The 17,065-nt window shown below is 42.5% G+C and carries 20 protein-coding genes; 11 read left to right on the top strand and 9 right to left on the bottom strand.

What is annotated here, in order from left to right; genetic code table 11:
- Nucleotides 1–100: 100 nt before the first annotated feature.
- The gene (gene cspD / locus ABD036_RS01510) at nt 101–319 is read right to left on the bottom strand and encodes a cold shock domain-containing protein CspD (protein ID WP_343855892.1); all 219 of its coding nucleotides are present in this window, start codon (nt 317–319) and stop codon (nt 101–103) included.
- 206 nt (nt 320–525) lie between these two features.
- Between cspD and clpS the strand changes: the two genes are divergently transcribed.
- Both clpS and clpA read left to right on the top strand, forming a co-directional pair.
- The gene (clpS, locus tag ABD036_RS01505; protein WP_343855891.1) at nt 526–846 is read left to right on the top strand and encodes an ATP-dependent Clp protease adapter ClpS; all 321 of its coding nucleotides are present in this window, start codon (nt 526–528) and stop codon (nt 844–846) included.
- Nucleotides 847–876: 30 nt separating this feature from the next.
- Nucleotides 877–3,141: an ATP-dependent Clp protease ATP-binding subunit ClpA gene (gene clpA / locus ABD036_RS01500; RefSeq protein ID WP_343855890.1), complete on the top strand. Its 2,265-nt coding sequence runs from the start codon at nt 877–879 to the stop codon at nt 3,139–3,141.
- 78 nt (nt 3,142–3,219) lie between these two features.
- Here the strand turns inward: clpA and infA are convergent, their stop codons facing one another.
- The 4 genes from infA to trxB form a co-directional block, all read right to left on the bottom strand.
- A complete protein-coding gene (infA, locus tag ABD036_RS01495; RefSeq protein ID WP_006010397.1) occupies nt 3,220–3,438 on the bottom strand; it encodes a translation initiation factor IF-1 in 219 nt (72 codons plus the stop codon).
- A 75-nt stretch (nt 3,439–3,513) separates the two neighbouring features.
- Complete coding sequence (locus tag ABD036_RS01490) at nt 3,514–4,215, bottom strand: arginyltransferase (protein ID WP_343856543.1); 702 nt, start codon at nt 4,213–4,215, stop codon at nt 3,514–3,516.
- Nucleotides 4,216–4,220: 5 nt separating this feature from the next.
- Complete coding sequence (gene aat, locus ABD036_RS01485) at nt 4,221–4,913, bottom strand: leucyl/phenylalanyl-tRNA--protein transferase (protein ID WP_343855889.1); 693 nt, start codon at nt 4,911–4,913, stop codon at nt 4,221–4,223.
- 83 nt (nt 4,914–4,996) lie between these two features.
- A complete protein-coding gene (gene trxB, locus ABD036_RS01480) occupies nt 4,997–5,953 on the bottom strand; it encodes a thioredoxin-disulfide reductase (RefSeq protein WP_343855887.1) in 957 nt (318 codons plus the stop codon).
- 324 nt (nt 5,954–6,277) lie between these two features.
- On the opposite strand from trxB, the gene yfbV reads away from it, so the two are divergent.
- Nucleotides 6,278–6,724: a terminus macrodomain insulation protein YfbV gene (gene yfbV, locus ABD036_RS01475; protein WP_343855885.1), complete on the top strand. Its 447-nt coding sequence runs from the start codon at nt 6,278–6,280 to the stop codon at nt 6,722–6,724.
- On the opposite strand, the gene ABD036_RS01470 is transcribed toward yfbV, so the two are convergent.
- Together ABD036_RS01470 and sppA are read right to left on the bottom strand one after the other, a co-directional pair.
- A complete protein-coding gene (locus ABD036_RS01470; RefSeq protein ID WP_343855884.1) occupies nt 6,721–7,218 on the bottom strand; it encodes a SprT family zinc-dependent metalloprotease in 498 nt (165 codons plus the stop codon). The two genes, yfbV and ABD036_RS01470, sit on opposite strands and share 4 nt — an antisense overlap.
- Nucleotides 7,219–7,286: 68 nt before the next feature.
- Entirely contained in the window at nt 7,287–9,149 is a 1,863-nt protein-coding gene (gene sppA, locus ABD036_RS01465; RefSeq protein ID WP_343855882.1) for a signal peptide peptidase SppA, read from the bottom strand.
- A gap of 324 nt (nt 9,150–9,473) precedes the next feature.
- On the opposite strand from sppA, the gene ABD036_RS01460 reads away from it, so the two are divergent.
- The 8 genes from ABD036_RS01460 to ABD036_RS01425 all read left to right on the top strand — a co-directional run bounded on the left by ABD036_RS01460 (nt 9,474) and on the right by ABD036_RS01425 (nt 14,011).
- A complete protein-coding gene (locus ABD036_RS01460) occupies nt 9,474–10,091 on the top strand; it encodes an HvfX family Cu-binding RiPP maturation protein (RefSeq protein ID WP_343856540.1) in 618 nt (205 codons plus the stop codon).
- A 98-nt stretch (nt 10,092–10,189) separates the two neighbouring features.
- Complete coding sequence (locus tag ABD036_RS01455) at nt 10,190–10,741, top strand: NAD(P)H nitroreductase (protein WP_343855881.1); 552 nt, start codon at nt 10,190–10,192, stop codon at nt 10,739–10,741.
- A gap of 93 nt (nt 10,742–10,834) precedes the next feature.
- Nucleotides 10,835–11,164, top strand: coding sequence for a hypothetical protein (locus ABD036_RS01450; protein WP_343855879.1), 330 nt, complete (start codon nt 10,835–10,837; stop codon nt 11,162–11,164).
- Between the two features lie 574 nt (nt 11,165–11,738).
- Nucleotides 11,739–12,233, top strand: coding sequence for a rod shape-determining protein MreB (locus tag ABD036_RS01445; protein WP_343855877.1), 495 nt, complete (start codon nt 11,739–11,741; stop codon nt 12,231–12,233).
- A 125-nt stretch (nt 12,234–12,358) separates the two neighbouring features.
- On the top strand, nt 12,359–12,787 hold the full coding sequence (locus ABD036_RS01440; RefSeq protein WP_343855876.1) for a GFA family protein: 429 nt from the start codon (nt 12,359–12,361) through the stop codon (nt 12,785–12,787).
- 51 nt (nt 12,788–12,838) lie between these two features.
- Nucleotides 12,839–13,216, top strand: coding sequence for a DUF1428 domain-containing protein (locus ABD036_RS01435; protein WP_343855874.1), 378 nt, complete (start codon nt 12,839–12,841; stop codon nt 13,214–13,216).
- A gap of 31 nt (nt 13,217–13,247) precedes the next feature.
- Complete coding sequence (locus ABD036_RS01430) at nt 13,248–13,520, top strand: hypothetical protein (protein WP_343855872.1); 273 nt, start codon at nt 13,248–13,250, stop codon at nt 13,518–13,520.
- A gap of 74 nt (nt 13,521–13,594) precedes the next feature.
- A complete protein-coding gene (locus tag ABD036_RS01425) occupies nt 13,595–14,011 on the top strand; it encodes a GNAT family N-acetyltransferase (protein WP_343855870.1) in 417 nt (138 codons plus the stop codon).
- Nucleotides 14,012–14,262: 251 nt separating this feature from the next.
- Here the strand turns inward: ABD036_RS01425 and ABD036_RS01420 are convergent, their stop codons facing one another.
- Both ABD036_RS01420 and pyk read right to left on the bottom strand, forming a co-directional pair.
- Nucleotides 14,263–15,432, bottom strand: coding sequence for a saccharopine dehydrogenase family protein (locus tag ABD036_RS01420; protein ID WP_343855868.1), 1,170 nt, complete (start codon nt 15,430–15,432; stop codon nt 14,263–14,265).
- A 187-nt stretch (nt 15,433–15,619) separates the two neighbouring features.
- The gene (gene pyk / locus ABD036_RS01415) at nt 15,620–17,056 is read right to left on the bottom strand and encodes a pyruvate kinase (RefSeq protein WP_343855866.1); all 1,437 of its coding nucleotides are present in this window, start codon (nt 17,054–17,056) and stop codon (nt 15,620–15,622) included.
- Nucleotides 17,057–17,065: the final 9 nt, after the last annotated feature.

Genomic DNA, 17,065 nt, shown 5'->3' with positions numbered 1-17,065 from the left:
ATATTATTCCGTGAACACCAGGTGTTCACGGAATATGAGACATTAAAAAAGCAGGCTAATGAGCCTGCTTTTTTATTAAAACGTAGTAAGTCGAGTTTAACTATCTTTCAGGCTCATCACTAATATCAATGTTTTCAGCATGCAGACCTTTCGGTCCCTGCTGTACTTCATAAGTCACTTCCTGACCAGCTTTAAGCGAACGATAACCATCCATTTTAATAGTGGAGTAGTGGGCAAATATGTCCTCGCCACCATCATCAGGGATAATGAATCCAAACCCTTTTGCGTTGTTAAACCATTTGACTTTTCCAATCGCCATACTTCTGCTTCCTCTTAATCCCTTGAACTGACACTTCAGAGTCCCCACAATGTAATTGTAAGAACGGGACAAATCGACTACTCAACGTTTTGTCTTACGTAAAATGTAGATATTTTAACCTAGTAATGTCAAGGTCAATTTAATTTAATCGACAAAAATTGATAAAAACGCCACAATTTCTATTAAAACGGCACTATTATTTCATTATGAGCAAAGATAATACCATCAGCATAGATCACGATAAGTATCTAGAAGCGGTGAAAAAGAAAGTTCAGCCACCGCCAATGTACAAGGTTTTGCTGAATAACGATGATTACACACCAATGGATTTTGTCATTGAAGTGTTGATGCGCTTTTTTAATGTTGACGCAGAAAAGGCTAATCAGATTATGCTTACGGTTCACTACCGAGGCAAAGCTGTGTGTGGGGTGTATACTGCACAGATAGCTGAAACAAAAGTGATGCAAGTTAATCAATACGCTAGGAAGCATCAACATCCATTGATGTGCTCAATGGAGCAAGCTTAGTGTTAACCAAATAGATATGAGGGTATAGGTATGTTGAATAAAGATTTAGAGCAGACCCTTAACGAAGCGTTTATATTCGCTAGAGAGCATCGTCACGAGTTTATGACAGTAGAACATCTATTGTTAGCACTAGTTGATAATAAAGCCGCCAGAGAGGCGTTAAAAGCCTGTGGTGCCAATATTGAGTCGATCAAGGCAGAACTTATCGACTTCGTCAAAGATACCACCCCACAATTACTTGAAGATCAAATAGGCGATCGTGAAACTCAGCCGACGTTAGGATTTCAGCGCGTACTGCAACGGGCAGTATTTCATGTGCAATCTTCTGGCAAAGATGAAGTGACTGGGGCAAATGTTTTAGTCGCGATCTTCAGTGAGCAAGAGTCGCAAGCCGTATATATTCTTAAAAAAGCCGATGTGACCCGGTTAGACGTGGTCAATTTTATTTCTCATGGTGTCAGTAAAAACGACGATGAAGGCAGTTTAGAACATCCCGAAGAAACCACAGAAAGTGAAGAAAACACCTCGGTGCTAGATAAGTATTCGAGCAATCTCAATGTGTTAGCTAAAGAAGGCAAAATCGACCCGTTGATTGGTCGTGATGCTGAGCTTGAACGTACGATTCAAATTTTATGTCGCCGCCGCAAAAATAATCCGTTATTAGTCGGCGAAGCAGGGGTTGGTAAAACAGCCATTGCTGAAGGGTTAGCGTATCGAATTGTTAATGAAGAAGTGCCAGAGGTTATCGCTAATTCAACCGTTTACTCTTTGGATCTAGGTGGTCTGTTAGCGGGTACAAAATATCGAGGTGATTTTGAAAAACGCTTGAAGGGTATTTTGAAAGAACTGAGCAAAGACGATGACGCCATATTATTTATTGATGAAATTCATACCATCATTGGCGCCGGAGCTGCATCTGGTGGCGTAATGGATGCGTCAAATTTACTTAAACCCAAGTTAAGCAGTGGCGAATTACGTTGTATAGGGTCAACCACCTATCAAGAATACCAAGGTATTTTTGAAAAAGACCGAGCGTTGGCACGTCGCTTCCAAAAAATAGATGTCCTTGAACCTAGTGTTGCTGATACCACTAAAATTTTAATGGGACTGAAAAGTCGCTATGAAAAACACCACAGTGTTCGATTCACTAATCAAGCGATTAAAGCGGCCTCAGAGTTATCAGCTAAATACATTAATGAACGTCACTTGCCTGATAAGGCCATTGACGTGATCGACGAAGCTGGAGCGTCTCAGAGGCTTCTTCCGGTTTCCAAACGTCGCAAGACAATTGGTGTCGGTGATATTGAGCACATTATTGCCAAGATGGCGAGGATCCCAGAGAAATCGGTATCTGCTACAGATAAAGAAACCCTCAAAAACCTTACTCGTGATTTGAAACTGGTGGTGTTTGGTCAAGACCAAGCAATCGAAACCTTATCCGATGCGATTCGCCTCTCTCGTTCCGGCTTAGGCAATGAAACCAAACCGATAGGCAACTTCATGTTTGCAGGTCCAACGGGCGTTGGTAAAACCGAAGTGACTCAACAGCTCGCTAAGATCATGGGCGTAGAGTTGGTACGATTCGATATGTCTGAATACATGGAGCGTCATGCAGTGAGTCGACTTATTGGCGCGCCCCCAGGCTATGTAGGTTTTGATCAAGGCGGCATGTTAACGGATGCTGTTATCAAAAACCCCTACAGCGTCGTACTGTTGGATGAGATAGAAAAAGCGCACAGTGATATCTATAACATTCTATTGCAGGTCATGGATCATGGTACCTTGACCGACAACAACGGACGCAAAGTGGATTTTCGTAATGTGGTACTGGTAATGACCACTAATGCTGGCGTACAGGAAACCGTGCGCAAGTCTATTGGCTTTAAGCAACAAGATCACAGCACCGATGCATTAAGCGAAATTAATAAAGTGTTCACGCCTGAATTTAGAAACCGCCTTGATGCCACTATTTGGTTCAACCATTTAGAAACGGACGTTATCTTGCAAGTGGTCGATAAATTTATTGTTGAGCTTCAAGTGCAGCTGGATAATAAAGGCGTATCACTGGAAATCGACAAAGCCGCAAGGGCCTGGCTGTCTGAAAAAGGTTATGATCGCTCAATGGGTGCACGACCTATGGCCAGAGTGATGCAAGAACATATTAAAAAGGAACTTGCCAATGAGCTCTTGTTTGGTGAATTGGTAAATGGCGGTAGTGTCAAAATCACCATGAAAAAGAAAAAGCTGCATTTCGACTATACCAATGCCAAAGATAAACAGGCCAGTAAAGTGTAATCATTCATTGGTGTGTTAGACATAAAGAAAAGCCCAGCAATGCTGGGCTTTTTTATTCATAGTTCGCCTACCTGAAAATTACCTGGCGCGATAGATGATACGACCTTTTGATAAATCATAAGGAGTCATCTCAACTGTAACCTTGTCGCCAGTCAAAATTCGAATGTAGTTCTTGCGCATTTTACCAGAAATGTGCGCAGTGACGACGTGCCCGTTTTCTAATTCAACACGGAACATAGTATTTGGAAGTGTGTCCAACACAGTGCCTTCCATTTCAATACAGTCTTCTTTCGCCATGTAAGTTGTTTACCTCAAATAAGTATAAAAAATGCCGCGCAGATTTTGCCCAATAAGCGCGCCAGTGTAAAGGAACTATCTTGTTTTTTTCGATATTAATTGCCATTTAAGGTTAATAAAGCGCTGATGTGGGTAAAAATTAGCTTTATAGCGCATTTTTTGACAGGCATCGATTTGATATCCCAAATATAAAAACGGTTTGTTTTGTTGTTTGGCTTGCTCAATTTGCTGAATAATCGCATAAATCCCCAGTGAACGATGCTCGTATTCGGGCAGAAAAAAGGTGTACAAAGCCGAAAGTGCATCTGGTAAGACATCGGTAACCGCCACACCAATCAATTTGTCATCATGATAAAATTCGATAAACAGCGAGTCCAGCCAGTCGCAATTAATGAATCCATCATATTGATGCCGAGATGCGGGAAACATCGATCCATTTTGATGGCGTTGATTGATATAACTTTGGTAAATAGGAAAGTATTCAGGTTTGTCTGTGGTGCTGGTAAAAACTTGAATATCTTGGTTTTTGTTAATAATACGTCGTTGGCTTTTGCTCGGCGTAAATTGATTGCTGATCACGCGAATAGAATGACAGGCATTACAATTTGCGCAATGAGGACGATAAACCTGATCACCACTGCGTCGAAAACCAGCATCTAATAATAAATTGTACTGTGACGCCGAACACTGATTAGATTCTCCCACAAACACTAAAAGCTGCTCTTGTTGATTGTCTAAATAGCTACAATCGAAGGCTTGGGTGATACCAAATTTCATGTTCATCAGGAAATCACCGCCGGTTCCCAACAAATCGCATCGTTATTTTGCTGTTGTGCCAAAGCGTGAGTAAATTCAATTCGGGGGAGGGTTACACAGCCCAGGGATTGTAGATGCGGGTTCTGCATCTGACAGTCAATCCAAGGCACATCATACTGTTTCAAAAATGCGATTAAATAATGTAACGCAACTTTTGAGGCATTGCTTTGCAGGCTAAACATGGACTCACCGCAAAAAGTATTTTTGACAAAAACACCATACAAACCTCCCACAAGTTCATCTTGCTCCCACACTTCCACCGAATGAGCATGTCCGTCAATATGCAGTTGTTGGTAAGCTTCGATCATGTGTTTGGTTATCCAAGTGCCGCTGTCTGTCCTTGGGATCATGGCGCACTGCTGTATCACTTCGTTAAAACTGTGATTGATAGTCACTTTAGGTTTGGTTTTACGAATGTATTTGTTAAGACTTTTGCTAGAAGAGTAATCGTCTAAATAGATGACTCCCCTCGGATCAGGTGACCACCATAAGATTGGCTCACCTGCGCTGAACCAAGGGAAAATACCGAGTTGATAAGCATGCAGTAGACGATTAACCGATAAATCACCGCCAAAGGCGAGCAAACCGTTGGGATCACCCAGCGCTTGCTCTGTATTTGGAAACGCGATTTTAGCGTCTAGTTTGGGTAGTGAAATCATACTGTCCTATGCTCACAACGGCCAGTATGAGGAAGTACAAAGCCCTATTTGGCTTTTAACCTCCTCCGGTCACTGTGGTTAAATTACTCGCCTAATGCATCCAAATATTTTTCTGCATCAAGCGCTGCCATACAGCCTGTACCTGCTGACGTGATTGCCTGACGATAGATATGGTCACACACATCCCCCGCGGCAAAAACGCCTTTAACACTGGTTTGTGTGGCATTGCCTTCTAAGCCGCTTTGGATCTTGATATAGCCATCTTTCATTTCCAGTTCACCAGCAAAAATATCGGTATTGGGTTTGTGACCAATGGCGATGAATAATCCCATGATATCGAGGTTTTCCGTGTCGGCAGATTCGGTATCTTTAATACGGATACCTGTTACGCCCATCTCGTCGCCGAGAACTTCATCCAAGGTTTTATTTAAATGCATCACAACGTTGCCGTTCTTGGCTTTTTCAAACAAACGGTCGGACAAGATTTTTTCCGATCTAAAGGTTTCCCTACGGTGAATAACATGTACCTCAGAGGCGATGTTAGATAAATACAACGCTTCTTCAACGGCGGTGTTTCCACCACCCACCACGGCGACTTTTTGATTGCGGTAAAAGAAACCATCACAGGTAGCACAGGCAGAAACCCCTTTACCCATGAACGCAGTTTCAGATTCCATGCCTAAGTATTTCGCCGACGCACCTGTTGCAATAATCAATGCATCACAGGTGTAAGTACCGTTGTCACCTTTTAGGGTAAAAGGTCTTTTCGATAAATCGGTTTCATTAATGTGGTCAAATACAATCTCAGTGTCGAATTTTTCAGCATGCTTTTGCATTCTAATCATGAGGTCTGGACCAGTAAGACCTTCAGGGTCACCTGGCCAATTTTCTACTTCAGTGGTGGTGGTAAGCTGACCACCTTGCTGGATGCCAGTCACTAACACTGGATTAAGGTTCGCTCTGGCTGCATAAACCGCTGCTGAATAACCCGCTGGACCTGAACCCAAAATTAAAAGACGAACGTGTCTGGTTTCTGACATTTTTTACTCCATTTGATTTCGACATTGAGCTCGCCGCCGACGGCAGCTCTATAGTAAATTTTAGTTTTTCTAAACATTGGGTTGATTATTAAAGTTTCAATGTTTCACTGTATAATTTATTCATTGATCGATACGAAAAATGCGTAACACCAAGTTAGCTATGATTTTAATAGTCTATTTAGCGCTGAGTCGATCAATATTGTGATCTATTAGAACGCGATAGGGTATATTTACTTACACTATATAGCTAATTGGTTTTGGCAAATTGGGGCAAAAAAGATTAGTCTTAGTGTCTGTTGTATTGAAAGCTTTAGAAGGTGGGTCATGTCACAAACTATCACCGACATTTTTAGAGATGGTCAAGATTATATGAAAATTTGGCCAATGAAAAAGGAACTCAACTCGCTTTTTCCCGAAGGGAGAGTGATCAGTGCGACTAAATTTTCGATCTCCGTTATGCCGCCTGTTGCGGTATTGAGTGTGTTTGCTTTAGTTAACTTCAATGGCGAGCACTTCATCCCACAAGCTATCGCAGTGGGGGCGTTCTTTCTTAGCTTACCATTACAGGGATTAATGTGGTTGGGCTACCGTTCTAAGCAAACCCTACCTCCTGCAATGCGAGCTTGGTATCAAGAAATTCAACATAAAATGCGTCTCGAAGGCGTGGTGGTCTCACAACAGCGTTCAATTCCACGCTATAAAGAGTTAGCAATCTTGCTGAAAACGGCGTTCAATGAATTAGATAAAGTATTTACCAAGCAATGGTTTTAGTTATTGTTTTCGACTTGGTGTAACACGTGATTACATTGGCGACATAAGTAGGTTTGTTGTTTTCGCACGATTTTGTTGTGTCGACGAATACTCAGTTTCATTGTTCCACAACGACAGTGATAGTCGAACGTTTTCCCTTGTGTTTTAGTAACATCCATTTGGTGCCTAACCTTTGGCTCTAATCCAAACACACCTGTCATTATCCCTTGCCATTCTTTGCCATGAGGTTTTACCCGTCCGTACAGTTGAAAAACCAATATGTGGGCAACTTCGTGAGGGATAACGGCTTGGCAGAATTGATCTAAGTTATCGGCCATAAGTACCGCATTGAGCTTGATTAGATTCTTTTGTAAGTGAGCCGTGCCTGCGATTTTGCCTCGTTGATTAAACAACAGTGCAGGGGAGTTAAACTGGCGACCGAAAAAACCTTCGGCGGCCGATATGCAATCCGCTAATCGTTGTTGCGCTAACCGCTGGTGTTCTTTACTGAGCATAAAATAGGTGAGTCATTGCCGGGACGAATTGGAGCGCAGTGACAACAATGCCACTGCGCCTCTAGGTGTTAGTAAATTTCACAAACTAAGCAATGCGCATACGTGCCTCTTGGATCATTGAATCGAGCCACTGCATCAAAATCTTGGACTAACTGTTTGACCAGACTCATTAATCTTGAATCACTTTGGGCAAAGCTAGCTTTACCAAATGTCACCGCCGCTTGTCCAAAAAACTCCTTCCAAAACTTATCTGCCGGACTGAGATCGCGCTCTATATATTTAGTATCAAAGGTCTCTAAACTGGCGAGTTTAGCCGCGGCATTGACCGCATCGTCAAGATATCCCAAGTTATCGACAAGACCTAATTCTTGAGCCGTGCTGCCTATCCAAACTCGACCTTGAGCGATACTATCCACCTTACTCGCGGTCATATTGCGCGCTTGAGCCACTAGATTAAGAAACTGATCGTAGCTATTTTCAACACTCATTTGAATGATTTGTCCGATGCGCGGATCTAACTTTCTCGCAGGACTTAACCCCGCGAAATCTGTGGTGCCAACACCGTCAGTGTTAATGCCCAGATAATCCAAGGTATTTTCATAGGTCATGAACATACCAAAGACGCCTATTGAGCCGGTGATGGTGCTAGGTGCAGCCCAGATTTGATCTGCACTTGCCGCAATCCAATAGCCGCCAGATGCCGCGTATGTGCTCATCAAGGCTACCACGGGTTTGTTGGCCGCCTTGAGGTTTTCTATTTCTTGCCTGATCACCTCAGAGGCGGAAGCACTGCCCCCAGGGGTGTCGATATGTAACACCACGGCTTTCACTTTATCATCAAGGCGCGCTTTTCTTAGCAGCACCGCAGTGCTGTCTCCACCGATTTGCCCGGCTTTTTGAGTACCGTTTAGGATAGTGCCTTTAGCAACTACAATGGCAACCTTATCCGTATTTTCTGGCGCCAAGTCAAAAGGCGTTTTAACCACGCGTAAATAACTTGCTAAGGAGATTTGTTGAAAACTATTTGTAGAGGAGTCTTCACCGACTTCGTCAATCATCTGCACACGGATCTGCTCTCGTGTTTTCAGAGCGTCTACCCAGCCATTTTCTAATGCATAGGCTGCGAAATCACCGTCAACTTGCGCAAATTTAGTAAGGAAAACATCAACATCTTCGTCGAAACTATCGATTGGAAGGTTTCTTTGCGCTGCGACATCTTGCTTATATAATTGCCATAAACTGGTTAACCACGCTTTGTTTGCTTCTTTGGCCTCTTCAGACATGTCATCACGAATAAAAGGCTCCACTGCAGATTTATAGGTGCCCACTTTAAATACATGAGTACTGACTTTCAGCTTCTCTAATGCTGATTTAAAGTACGGGCCATAACGTCCATAGCCATCAAACATCATTCGGCCCATTGGATTAAGGTAAATGTTATCTGCTTTGCTGGCCAGATAATATTGGCTTTGGGTATAGTAATCACCTATGGCATAAACGGGCTTACCACTTTGTTTAAAACTATCAATAGCGGTTGCAACTTGTTTCAACTTATCCATGCCGGCGTTGTGCATGCCTTCTAAATGTAAAACCAATGATTTGATTCGCTTATCATGCTTAGCATTTTCCAATACAAACAAAATATCACGAAGCAGCACTTCTGGATTTTCGTCTTCTGAATCAAATGCTTGTTGAAGAAAGGCATCGAAGGGATCAACATAGGTTTTTTCTATGACGATCTCACCTTCGATGTTCAGCACCAATGCGGCGCTATCCGGCACTATTACTTTGCCATCGTCTTTCATTAAGACTGCGATTAAGCCAATGGCTAAAATAATGAAAATGATATTAAAAAATACTTTGCGACAGAAATTGAGAACTTTCCAAATCCCAACAAAAAAGGATTTAGTCCAACTGGTTCCATTTGCCATACTACCTACTCACCTGAATTAATTTCATTGGGTATCCTAACTAATTTCAAAAATATAGCTAATATTCAAATGTAATTTTTTATGAATAAAGCAGTTTCCCTTCTTTACCTAACTTAAAAAATAGTATTGTTGTTATCGCGTGCTGCGGTCTGTTTACGGGGCTTTTTACGTTTGGTGGAGTAAGCCTCTAGTTGCAAGATTTTTTGATTAGGTGGTTAGGCGCTAAAGTCAGTTGCATCAGTAAAAATGCAAACTCACGATTTTTTGAAATGATTTACGTTAAATGTCTTTCTATCGATAAAAGTAACCAATACAGAGTAAATGATGACGTTAGCCACCAAACTCCACTCCATTCAACAGGTTTTTAGCAAAATTCAAGCGATTGAGGGAATAGCTCCCTTATTGTTGCGTGTATATTTAGCGCCCATTTTTATCAAGGCAGGATATGGAAAATTAGCCGCTTTTGACGACACTGCCGCTTATTTTGGCAGCCCTGACTGGGGACTGGGCTTACCTTTTCCTGAATTGATGACGGCACTGGCAGGAGGTACGGAGTTAATAGGGGGATGGTTGCTGTTATTTGGCTTAGCGACGCGTTTTATCGCGCTACCTTTGATGCTAACTATGCTCGTAGCCGCAGTCACGGCGCATTGGCAGTATGGTTGGCATACCTTACCTGAAAGCACCTTAACCGTGCCATGGGAGTGGCGAATGGATCTCATTGAAGGGGCTAATGAGCGTAAGGATGCGGCCAAGTCATTGCTAAGGGAATATGGCAATTACAGTTGGTTAACGGAAAATGGTGCTATTACGATTTTGAAAAATGGTATTGAGTTCGCAGCGACCTATTTCATTATGTTACTGGTACTGCTTTTCACGGGAGGCGGTCGTTATACCAGTGTCGATCATTATATTGATAAATGGATAAAACAACATAAATAGACCTATAGAAAATCTTTGGTGTGACTAAGTTTACGGTTGCACAGTGGCTGTTATCTTTGCATACTTTGGGCATTGTTAATTATTAAAAGTACAGCGTCATGCAAGCATTAGATTTGTTATTGAACCGTCGTTCTCAGCCTCGCTTAACAGGTCCAGCGCCGCAGGGTGAAGAGTTAGAAAATATTATGCAAGCCGCGCTTAGGGCGCCTGACCACGCCTGCCTTACTCCTTGGAAGTTTATTGTTTGTCAGGGGCGAGGGCTGGTTAAATTAGGCGAAATTTTTGAAGAAGCGGCAGTCAACGCTGACATGGATGAGAAGCAAATAGAGCGAGCTCCGCAGCTTCCACTGCGAGCGCCTATGGTGATCGTAGCGATTGCCAACTATAAAGAACACCCCAAGGTGCCTTGGGTTGAACAAGTGGCCTCTGCATCTTGTGCTGTACAGGCTATGCAAATGGCCGCACTGGCACAAGGCTACGGTGGTGTATGGCGCACCGGAAGTTATTCACAAAACGAAGATGTGAAATGTGCCTTTTATCTTCAAGAAAAAGACGAAATTGTCGGCTTCTTGTATTTAGGAACGCCAACAGTGGAACCTATGCCAGCACCTACCCGTAATAGCAGTGACTATTTTGAGTTTTGGAGTTAATGGGCTTAAAAGAGTTCGCTGTGGATGAGCAGCCTTAGTTCATTATAGTTCACTGTTTTAGCCAGTTATTTTGCGGAAGGCGGCCTCAATATTTTGAGAATATGCATCGTACTGTTTTTAACCTCAGTTATTGTTGGCTGCGCTACTAAACCGCAAAATAAAACTGAAATTCAATTCTCTCATCAACAACATTTCAGTTATTTCGGCTATATCACCGCGTGGACTCGAAAACTTGGTACGCCTTCTGCCGTCAGTGATCTAAAAGTCGCGGAATATGACTTTTCCGCGTGTAAAAGACAGAGTATGACCCGTTACATAGATCATCACACTCCCAATAAAGATATTAGGTTTGCGTTTATGGTGGAGTGTATGGCGAACAAAGGGTGGTTCTTGGTCGTCGAGCCATACATGGTAACGCGTTGAATCATAGAATAATCAAATTTAATTACGCCAATTAGATGGCTTGCTCGCACTCATCGTGAGTGCAGGAGTTTAGTCACTAGCCATTTTTCAAAGTATGTAATTTATATTTAGTAAGGGAGGTCAATGATGCCAATAAAGAAATGGATTATTCAGTATAGTGTGGCGTTACCGCTTCTATTTGCCTTGTTTGCAAGTGTGCAATATCTAAAAGGGAGCTCGCTTGAAGAGTCAATCGAGTTTGGCCTCCTATGGTCAACTCTATCGTTGACTGTATTTGCACTGAGGCGTGTCTATAATTTCCGCAAAAATATAAACTGCTCTATCTGTAATGATCTGCCCGACAATGAGAAAAGCTGAGTCGGGTAAAGATAATAAACTTAAGCCGCGGTTAAATACTGAATTGTTGTACAAAACCGTCATGTTTTTTGTTACTTAAAAGTGTTAGTTGCTAAAGGAGTTGTGGATGTTAAGCAGTATTATGTCTCGATTTGCTTCGGTGTTTTACGTACAAATCTGGGAAAATAGGATAAAAGTTACCGACATAACCAACAATCAATGTTTCGATGATTCCCCTATGGTTGTTATTCAAACATCTGATAAGGGTAAAAAAACAATCTCTGGCATCGGCAAAAATGCGAGCCAGTCACTACAACGCAACGAGATAGCAATTAACCCCTTTTCTCATCCAAGAGTACTGTTTAATGATTTTTATATCGCTGAAAAATTGCTCCAGCATGCGTTTAGAAAGCTCAGTAATATTGGATTTTGGCGGCCTAAACCGAAAGTCATACTTCACCCTATGGAAAAAATCGAAGGTGGCCTTACAATGATTGAAAAGCGCGCATTTAGAGAACTTGCACTTGGTGCCGGTGCAAGTGATATCAAGCTTTATACTGGCTCCCCGCTTAATGTTAGCGCTATTGATTTTGATAAATTTAATCAATATGAGGACAACGAACACCGCATTTCGCAACAAGGTGTTGCCAACAACACTGCAGTATCAAGCGTAGGTCTATTTTTATTTTATCTCACTTTAGTCATTATCGCGCTTTGGTATTTTCGTCAGTAGTCGATGCAAATCTGTTGGTTAACCTGATGGGTGTTTGAACACTTTAATTAGGTCATTCGGTCAAGCGTTTTTAACAAATTATTACGCTACAATTAAAAAAGTTTTATTAAATTAAGGAGTCAATCATGACCGATATGCGTGAAGGAAAAGGCAGTTGTCTGTGCGGTGCAGTGAAGGTTCTGGTCAAGAACATCAGTAATGAGGTAGGGGCTTGTCATTGCGACATGTGTAAGAAGTGGACGGGAGGGCCATTGCTGGCACTTGATTGCGGAACTGAAGTGTCATTTAACGGGCAACACAATATTGCGGTATTTGATTCATCCGAATGGGCTGAACGGGCATTTTGCAACAAATGTGGAAGCCATTTGTATTATCGTTTAAAAGAAGCCAATCAACACATTATGCCGGTAGGCTTATTCGATACCGAGATTCCCTTGGTGTTTGACCACCAAATATTTATTGAAGCCAAACCTTCTTACTATCATTTCGGAAATAAAACCAAAGAAATGACAGGTGAAGAAGCCTTTGCGCATTTTGCACCGCCAGAGAGTTAATTCTTTAACCCACTGCAAATAACAGTTCTAAATATCACAATAAGGACACCCATGGCAGATTACATTGATGGATTCGTACTTCCCATTCCAAGCGACCGTCTGGATGACTACAAGCAACTTTCTGAAACGGTTGCACAGATATGGAAAGAGCATGGCGCACTCGACTATCGAGAATATGTTGGTGATGACATGATGTTGCAAGGAACTCGTTCGTTTTCAGATCTTGTTGCAGCTAAAAAAACGGATACTGTCGTCTTTGGATGGGTAGTGTTTGAGTCACGTGAAGCACGTGATCTCGCTAACGCTAAGGTCGCGGCAGACCCACGAATGGAAGATTTAGTTGCGTCTTCAAATTCTGGGTTTGATGCTAATCGAATGGCTTATGGCGGCTTTCTTCCACTGGTTCGCGCTGCTTGCATTACCAAGTAAAGTCTTAGTTTCAAGAGGATAGGGAGTGTATATGAATGAATTAATCGTGTTTCTATTGGTTATCTTGGTGCTTACGGCAATCTCAGCAGGATTTCACTATTGGATCCATAAACGCATTTGGGCGATTCTAATCCCCACCATAGTGGTTCCGTTCATTACACCGTTGATTGACTATTTTGTGTATGATGAGATTGATCCTTTTACCTTAGACGCGGTGATTAATGCATTCATAATGATGTTAATTATTTCTTATTTAGTATCCATCCCATTTCATTCATTTAGAACGCGCAAGCGACAAGATTAGTAAAGTAACTGAACTATAAATTCAATCAATTAAAGACAATCTTTATAGCCGTTATGTGGGGGCTAAAGAAACACATGAATATCGAATATAAAATTAATCAAACGATAAGCACCGAACAGTTTGTGGAATTGTTGCAAGCGTCAAATTTGGCGGAACGTCGTCCAATTGAAGATAGAGAGTGTATGCAGGGTATGATTAGCAACAGTAATCTGATTGTCAGTGCTTGGTATGATGATAAGCTTGTAGGACTTGCTCGAAGTATTACCGATTTTCATTACGCCTGTTATTTGTCAGATCTGGCGGTGAGCCTAACACATCAAAAATCGGGTATTGGTAAACGTCTGCAAAGTCTCACGCAAGCGCAGCTTGGTCCCAAATGTAAGCTTATTTTGCTTGCAGCCCCTGCAGCCAACGAGTATTACCAACATATTGGCTTTGATCATAATCCACGTTGCTGGGTACTTGAGCCTGATTCTCGCATCAACGAGTAACCAACGAATGCTAAGTACGCATTATTTCTCGGATTTAAGCGGCTGCTAGTTAACCAACAGACTATTGATGAGATCCCCACTAAGGACCTGTGGGGATGACCGAATACGCTGTCTTCCTCGAGGTCCAAATTTACTGTCATCCTCGAGGTCCAAATTTACTGTCATCCTCGAGGTCTAAATTTACTGTCATCCTCGAGGTCTCTTGATCGAGGATCTCCCAAACTCCCAAGTGTATTTGAAACAAGCACACTCTACTCTAGGGTAAAAGACATGCCAGCTCTGGCAATTAACCTATCTATCAATTTATTACCCATCGCAGGCGCAGAGGTCCAAATTCCACCTTTGGTAGCTAAGTTGTCTTGAACTAGAGATATTGCAGACTCAGCAATCATTTTAGAGGTTGTACCATAACCAGGGTCCATAACGCCTTTAACCGATACCGTTAGTGTTCTGCCATTTTCTGAACCATGAAAAATAATATCGAAAAATCCTGCTTCGCGCTCTTCCTTACTAGGACCTTCGCCAGGTTTTGGTCCTTTATCGCCAGACATACTTTTATCATTGGCAACTGCATTGGCTGCTGCTTCACCTTCATCGCCTGGACCGGTAAATATCATTTCGTCATAAACAAAGTTCTCACCGTATTCATGGCCTAGTAGGTAATTTGAACGGTGAATGTTACGAGTATTGATGGCGGCCATGATAAAGGGCGCAGACCAGCTATTAAATTCTTTTTCGTAGAGCGGCTTATTACCATGAGGTTGAGCAGGCCCTTCGACACCTTCAGTTAAAGAAAAAGGGTTTAATAACACTCTCATTACCGCGGGATCTTGATGTGCCGCTTTCATTGTGGCTTTTAGACTGGCTGCGGTACCGCCTGAAAAGGTGCCTTTCATCGCTCTAACTCGGCCTTTGACGCGCTCGAAAGGATGGCCAAATTGCTGTTTTGCTTGTTGCTGTAAATAATACACCCCAAGATCAAAGGGAATCGAATCAAAACCGCAAGAGAAGACGATCCGAGCGCCACTTTGTTGGGCTGCCTTTTGATGCTTGCTGATCATCTCATGCATCCACGCAGGCTCCCCACACAGGTCAACATAATCGGTCCCCATAGTTGCACAAAGCTCTACTAATTCATTGCCATAGAGCTGATATGGTCCAACGGTAGTAAGTACAACCTTGGTACTGGCTACCATTGATTTTAAGCTGTCTATATCTTCGGCATCTGCGACTACCAGTTCGATGGATTCATCCACTTGGTATTGCTGCTTGATCTGTTGCAGCTTTTCAACGCTTCTTCCCGCCATAGCCCACTTCAGTGACTTACTATTAGGGTAATGTTGGGAAAGATATTCGACGACCAGTTGACCGGTAAATCCGCTCGCGCCATAGACAATGACATCAAATTGAGTGCTTAACATAGAAGTTCTCTGTTTACTTGTAATAGGTGTTCTAAGCTTAGCGACAATCGGAGGAAAACAAGAGTTTTCTAGATGAATACAAGACTATAGATAGGATAAATACTCATTTAATTGATAGTTAACAATAAAAAAGCCAACAATGCTGTATTGTTGGCTTGGTTACGGATTTAGTTTTCTAACCTAGTAATTAGGGCACGGTAACGATTTTACAAGCATTGGTTGAGCCGATGGTTTCCATTTCGTCACCATAGGTCATGACTAATACGTCACCGCTTTCCACTATGCCTTTTTCTTTTAATACCTCAATCACATCGTGCTTTAATTGACCCGGCTTACTGCCCCTAGAGTCAAAATAGACCGGTTTAACACCGCGAAATAATGCCATAGTGTTGAGTGTCGACTCATGTCTAGACATCGCGTAAATAGGTAAAGCCGTGGTGATCCGTGACATTAATTTTGATGTTTTTCCGCTTTCAGTCAATGCAATTAAGGCCTTTACTGATGGCAAGTGATTTGCGGCATACACTGCAGACAAAGCGATAGTTTCGCCGATATTGGTGAACTTCTCATCGACGCGATGTTTGGAAATTTTTACACTCGGGTGTGTTTCGGCACCTTCACAAACCCGGGCCATTGCTTCGACCGTTTCGATTGGGTAATCGCCTGCTGCGGTTTCAGCCGATAACATAACTGCATCGGTACCATCGAGCACGGCGTTGGCTACGTCCATTACTTCTGCCCGCGTCGGCATAGGACTATTGATCATCGATTCCATCATTTGTGTTGCTGTGATCACGACTCGATTTAATTGACGGGACCTTGCAATAAGCTTTTTCTGAACGCCCACTAATTCGGCATCGCCTATCTCGACACCTAAGTCTCCTCTAGCAACCATAACCGCGTCTGATGCTTCAATGATGTCGTCTATGGCAGCATCGCTAGCGACCGTCTCTGCTCGTTCGACTTTGGCACAAATAAGCGCATTACAACCAGCAGCGACTGCCAGTTTACGAGCATAGTGAAGATCTTCACCACTACGCGGGAAGGAAACCGCTAAGTAATCAACGCCCATCAATGCGGCGGTTTTAATATCTTCTTTGTCTTTTTCCGTAAGCGCTTCTGCGGATAAACCGCCACCAAGACGATTAATACCTTTGTTATTAGATAATTTACCGCCCACCGTAACGGTCGTGTGCACCTGTCTGTTTTCGACTCGTTCAACACGCAGTTGAATACGTCCATCATCTAACAGTAACAAGTCTCCAGCATGAACATCATCGGGCAGGGCTTTATAATCTATGCCTACGGCCTGCTGGGTACCGTCTTCTTTACCCATCTCAGCGTCCAAAATAAATGGGTCACCAATATTAAGTTTGATTGAACCATTGATAAATTTTGAAACTCGAATTTTAGGTCCCTGTAGATCACCCAATATGGCGACATACTTACCTAGCTTTTTCGCCGTTTCGCGAACTATTTTCGCGCGATTTATGTGATCTTCAGCACTGCCATGAGAGAAATTCATCCGAACTACGTTAGCGCCAGCGTTAATGATACCTTCAATCATTTTAGGTGTATTTGTTGCGGGTCCTAGCGTAGCGAGAATTTTTGTGCGTCGTAACATAGGTGGTTA

The sequence above is a fragment of the Aliiglaciecola litoralis genome, from assembly GCF_039523355.1.
Taxonomy (GTDB): Bacteria; Pseudomonadota; Gammaproteobacteria; order Enterobacterales; family Alteromonadaceae; genus Aliiglaciecola; species Aliiglaciecola litoralis.
Note: the sequence above shows the minus strand (reverse complement) of the source record. Positions and strands in the feature narration are given on the sequence as shown.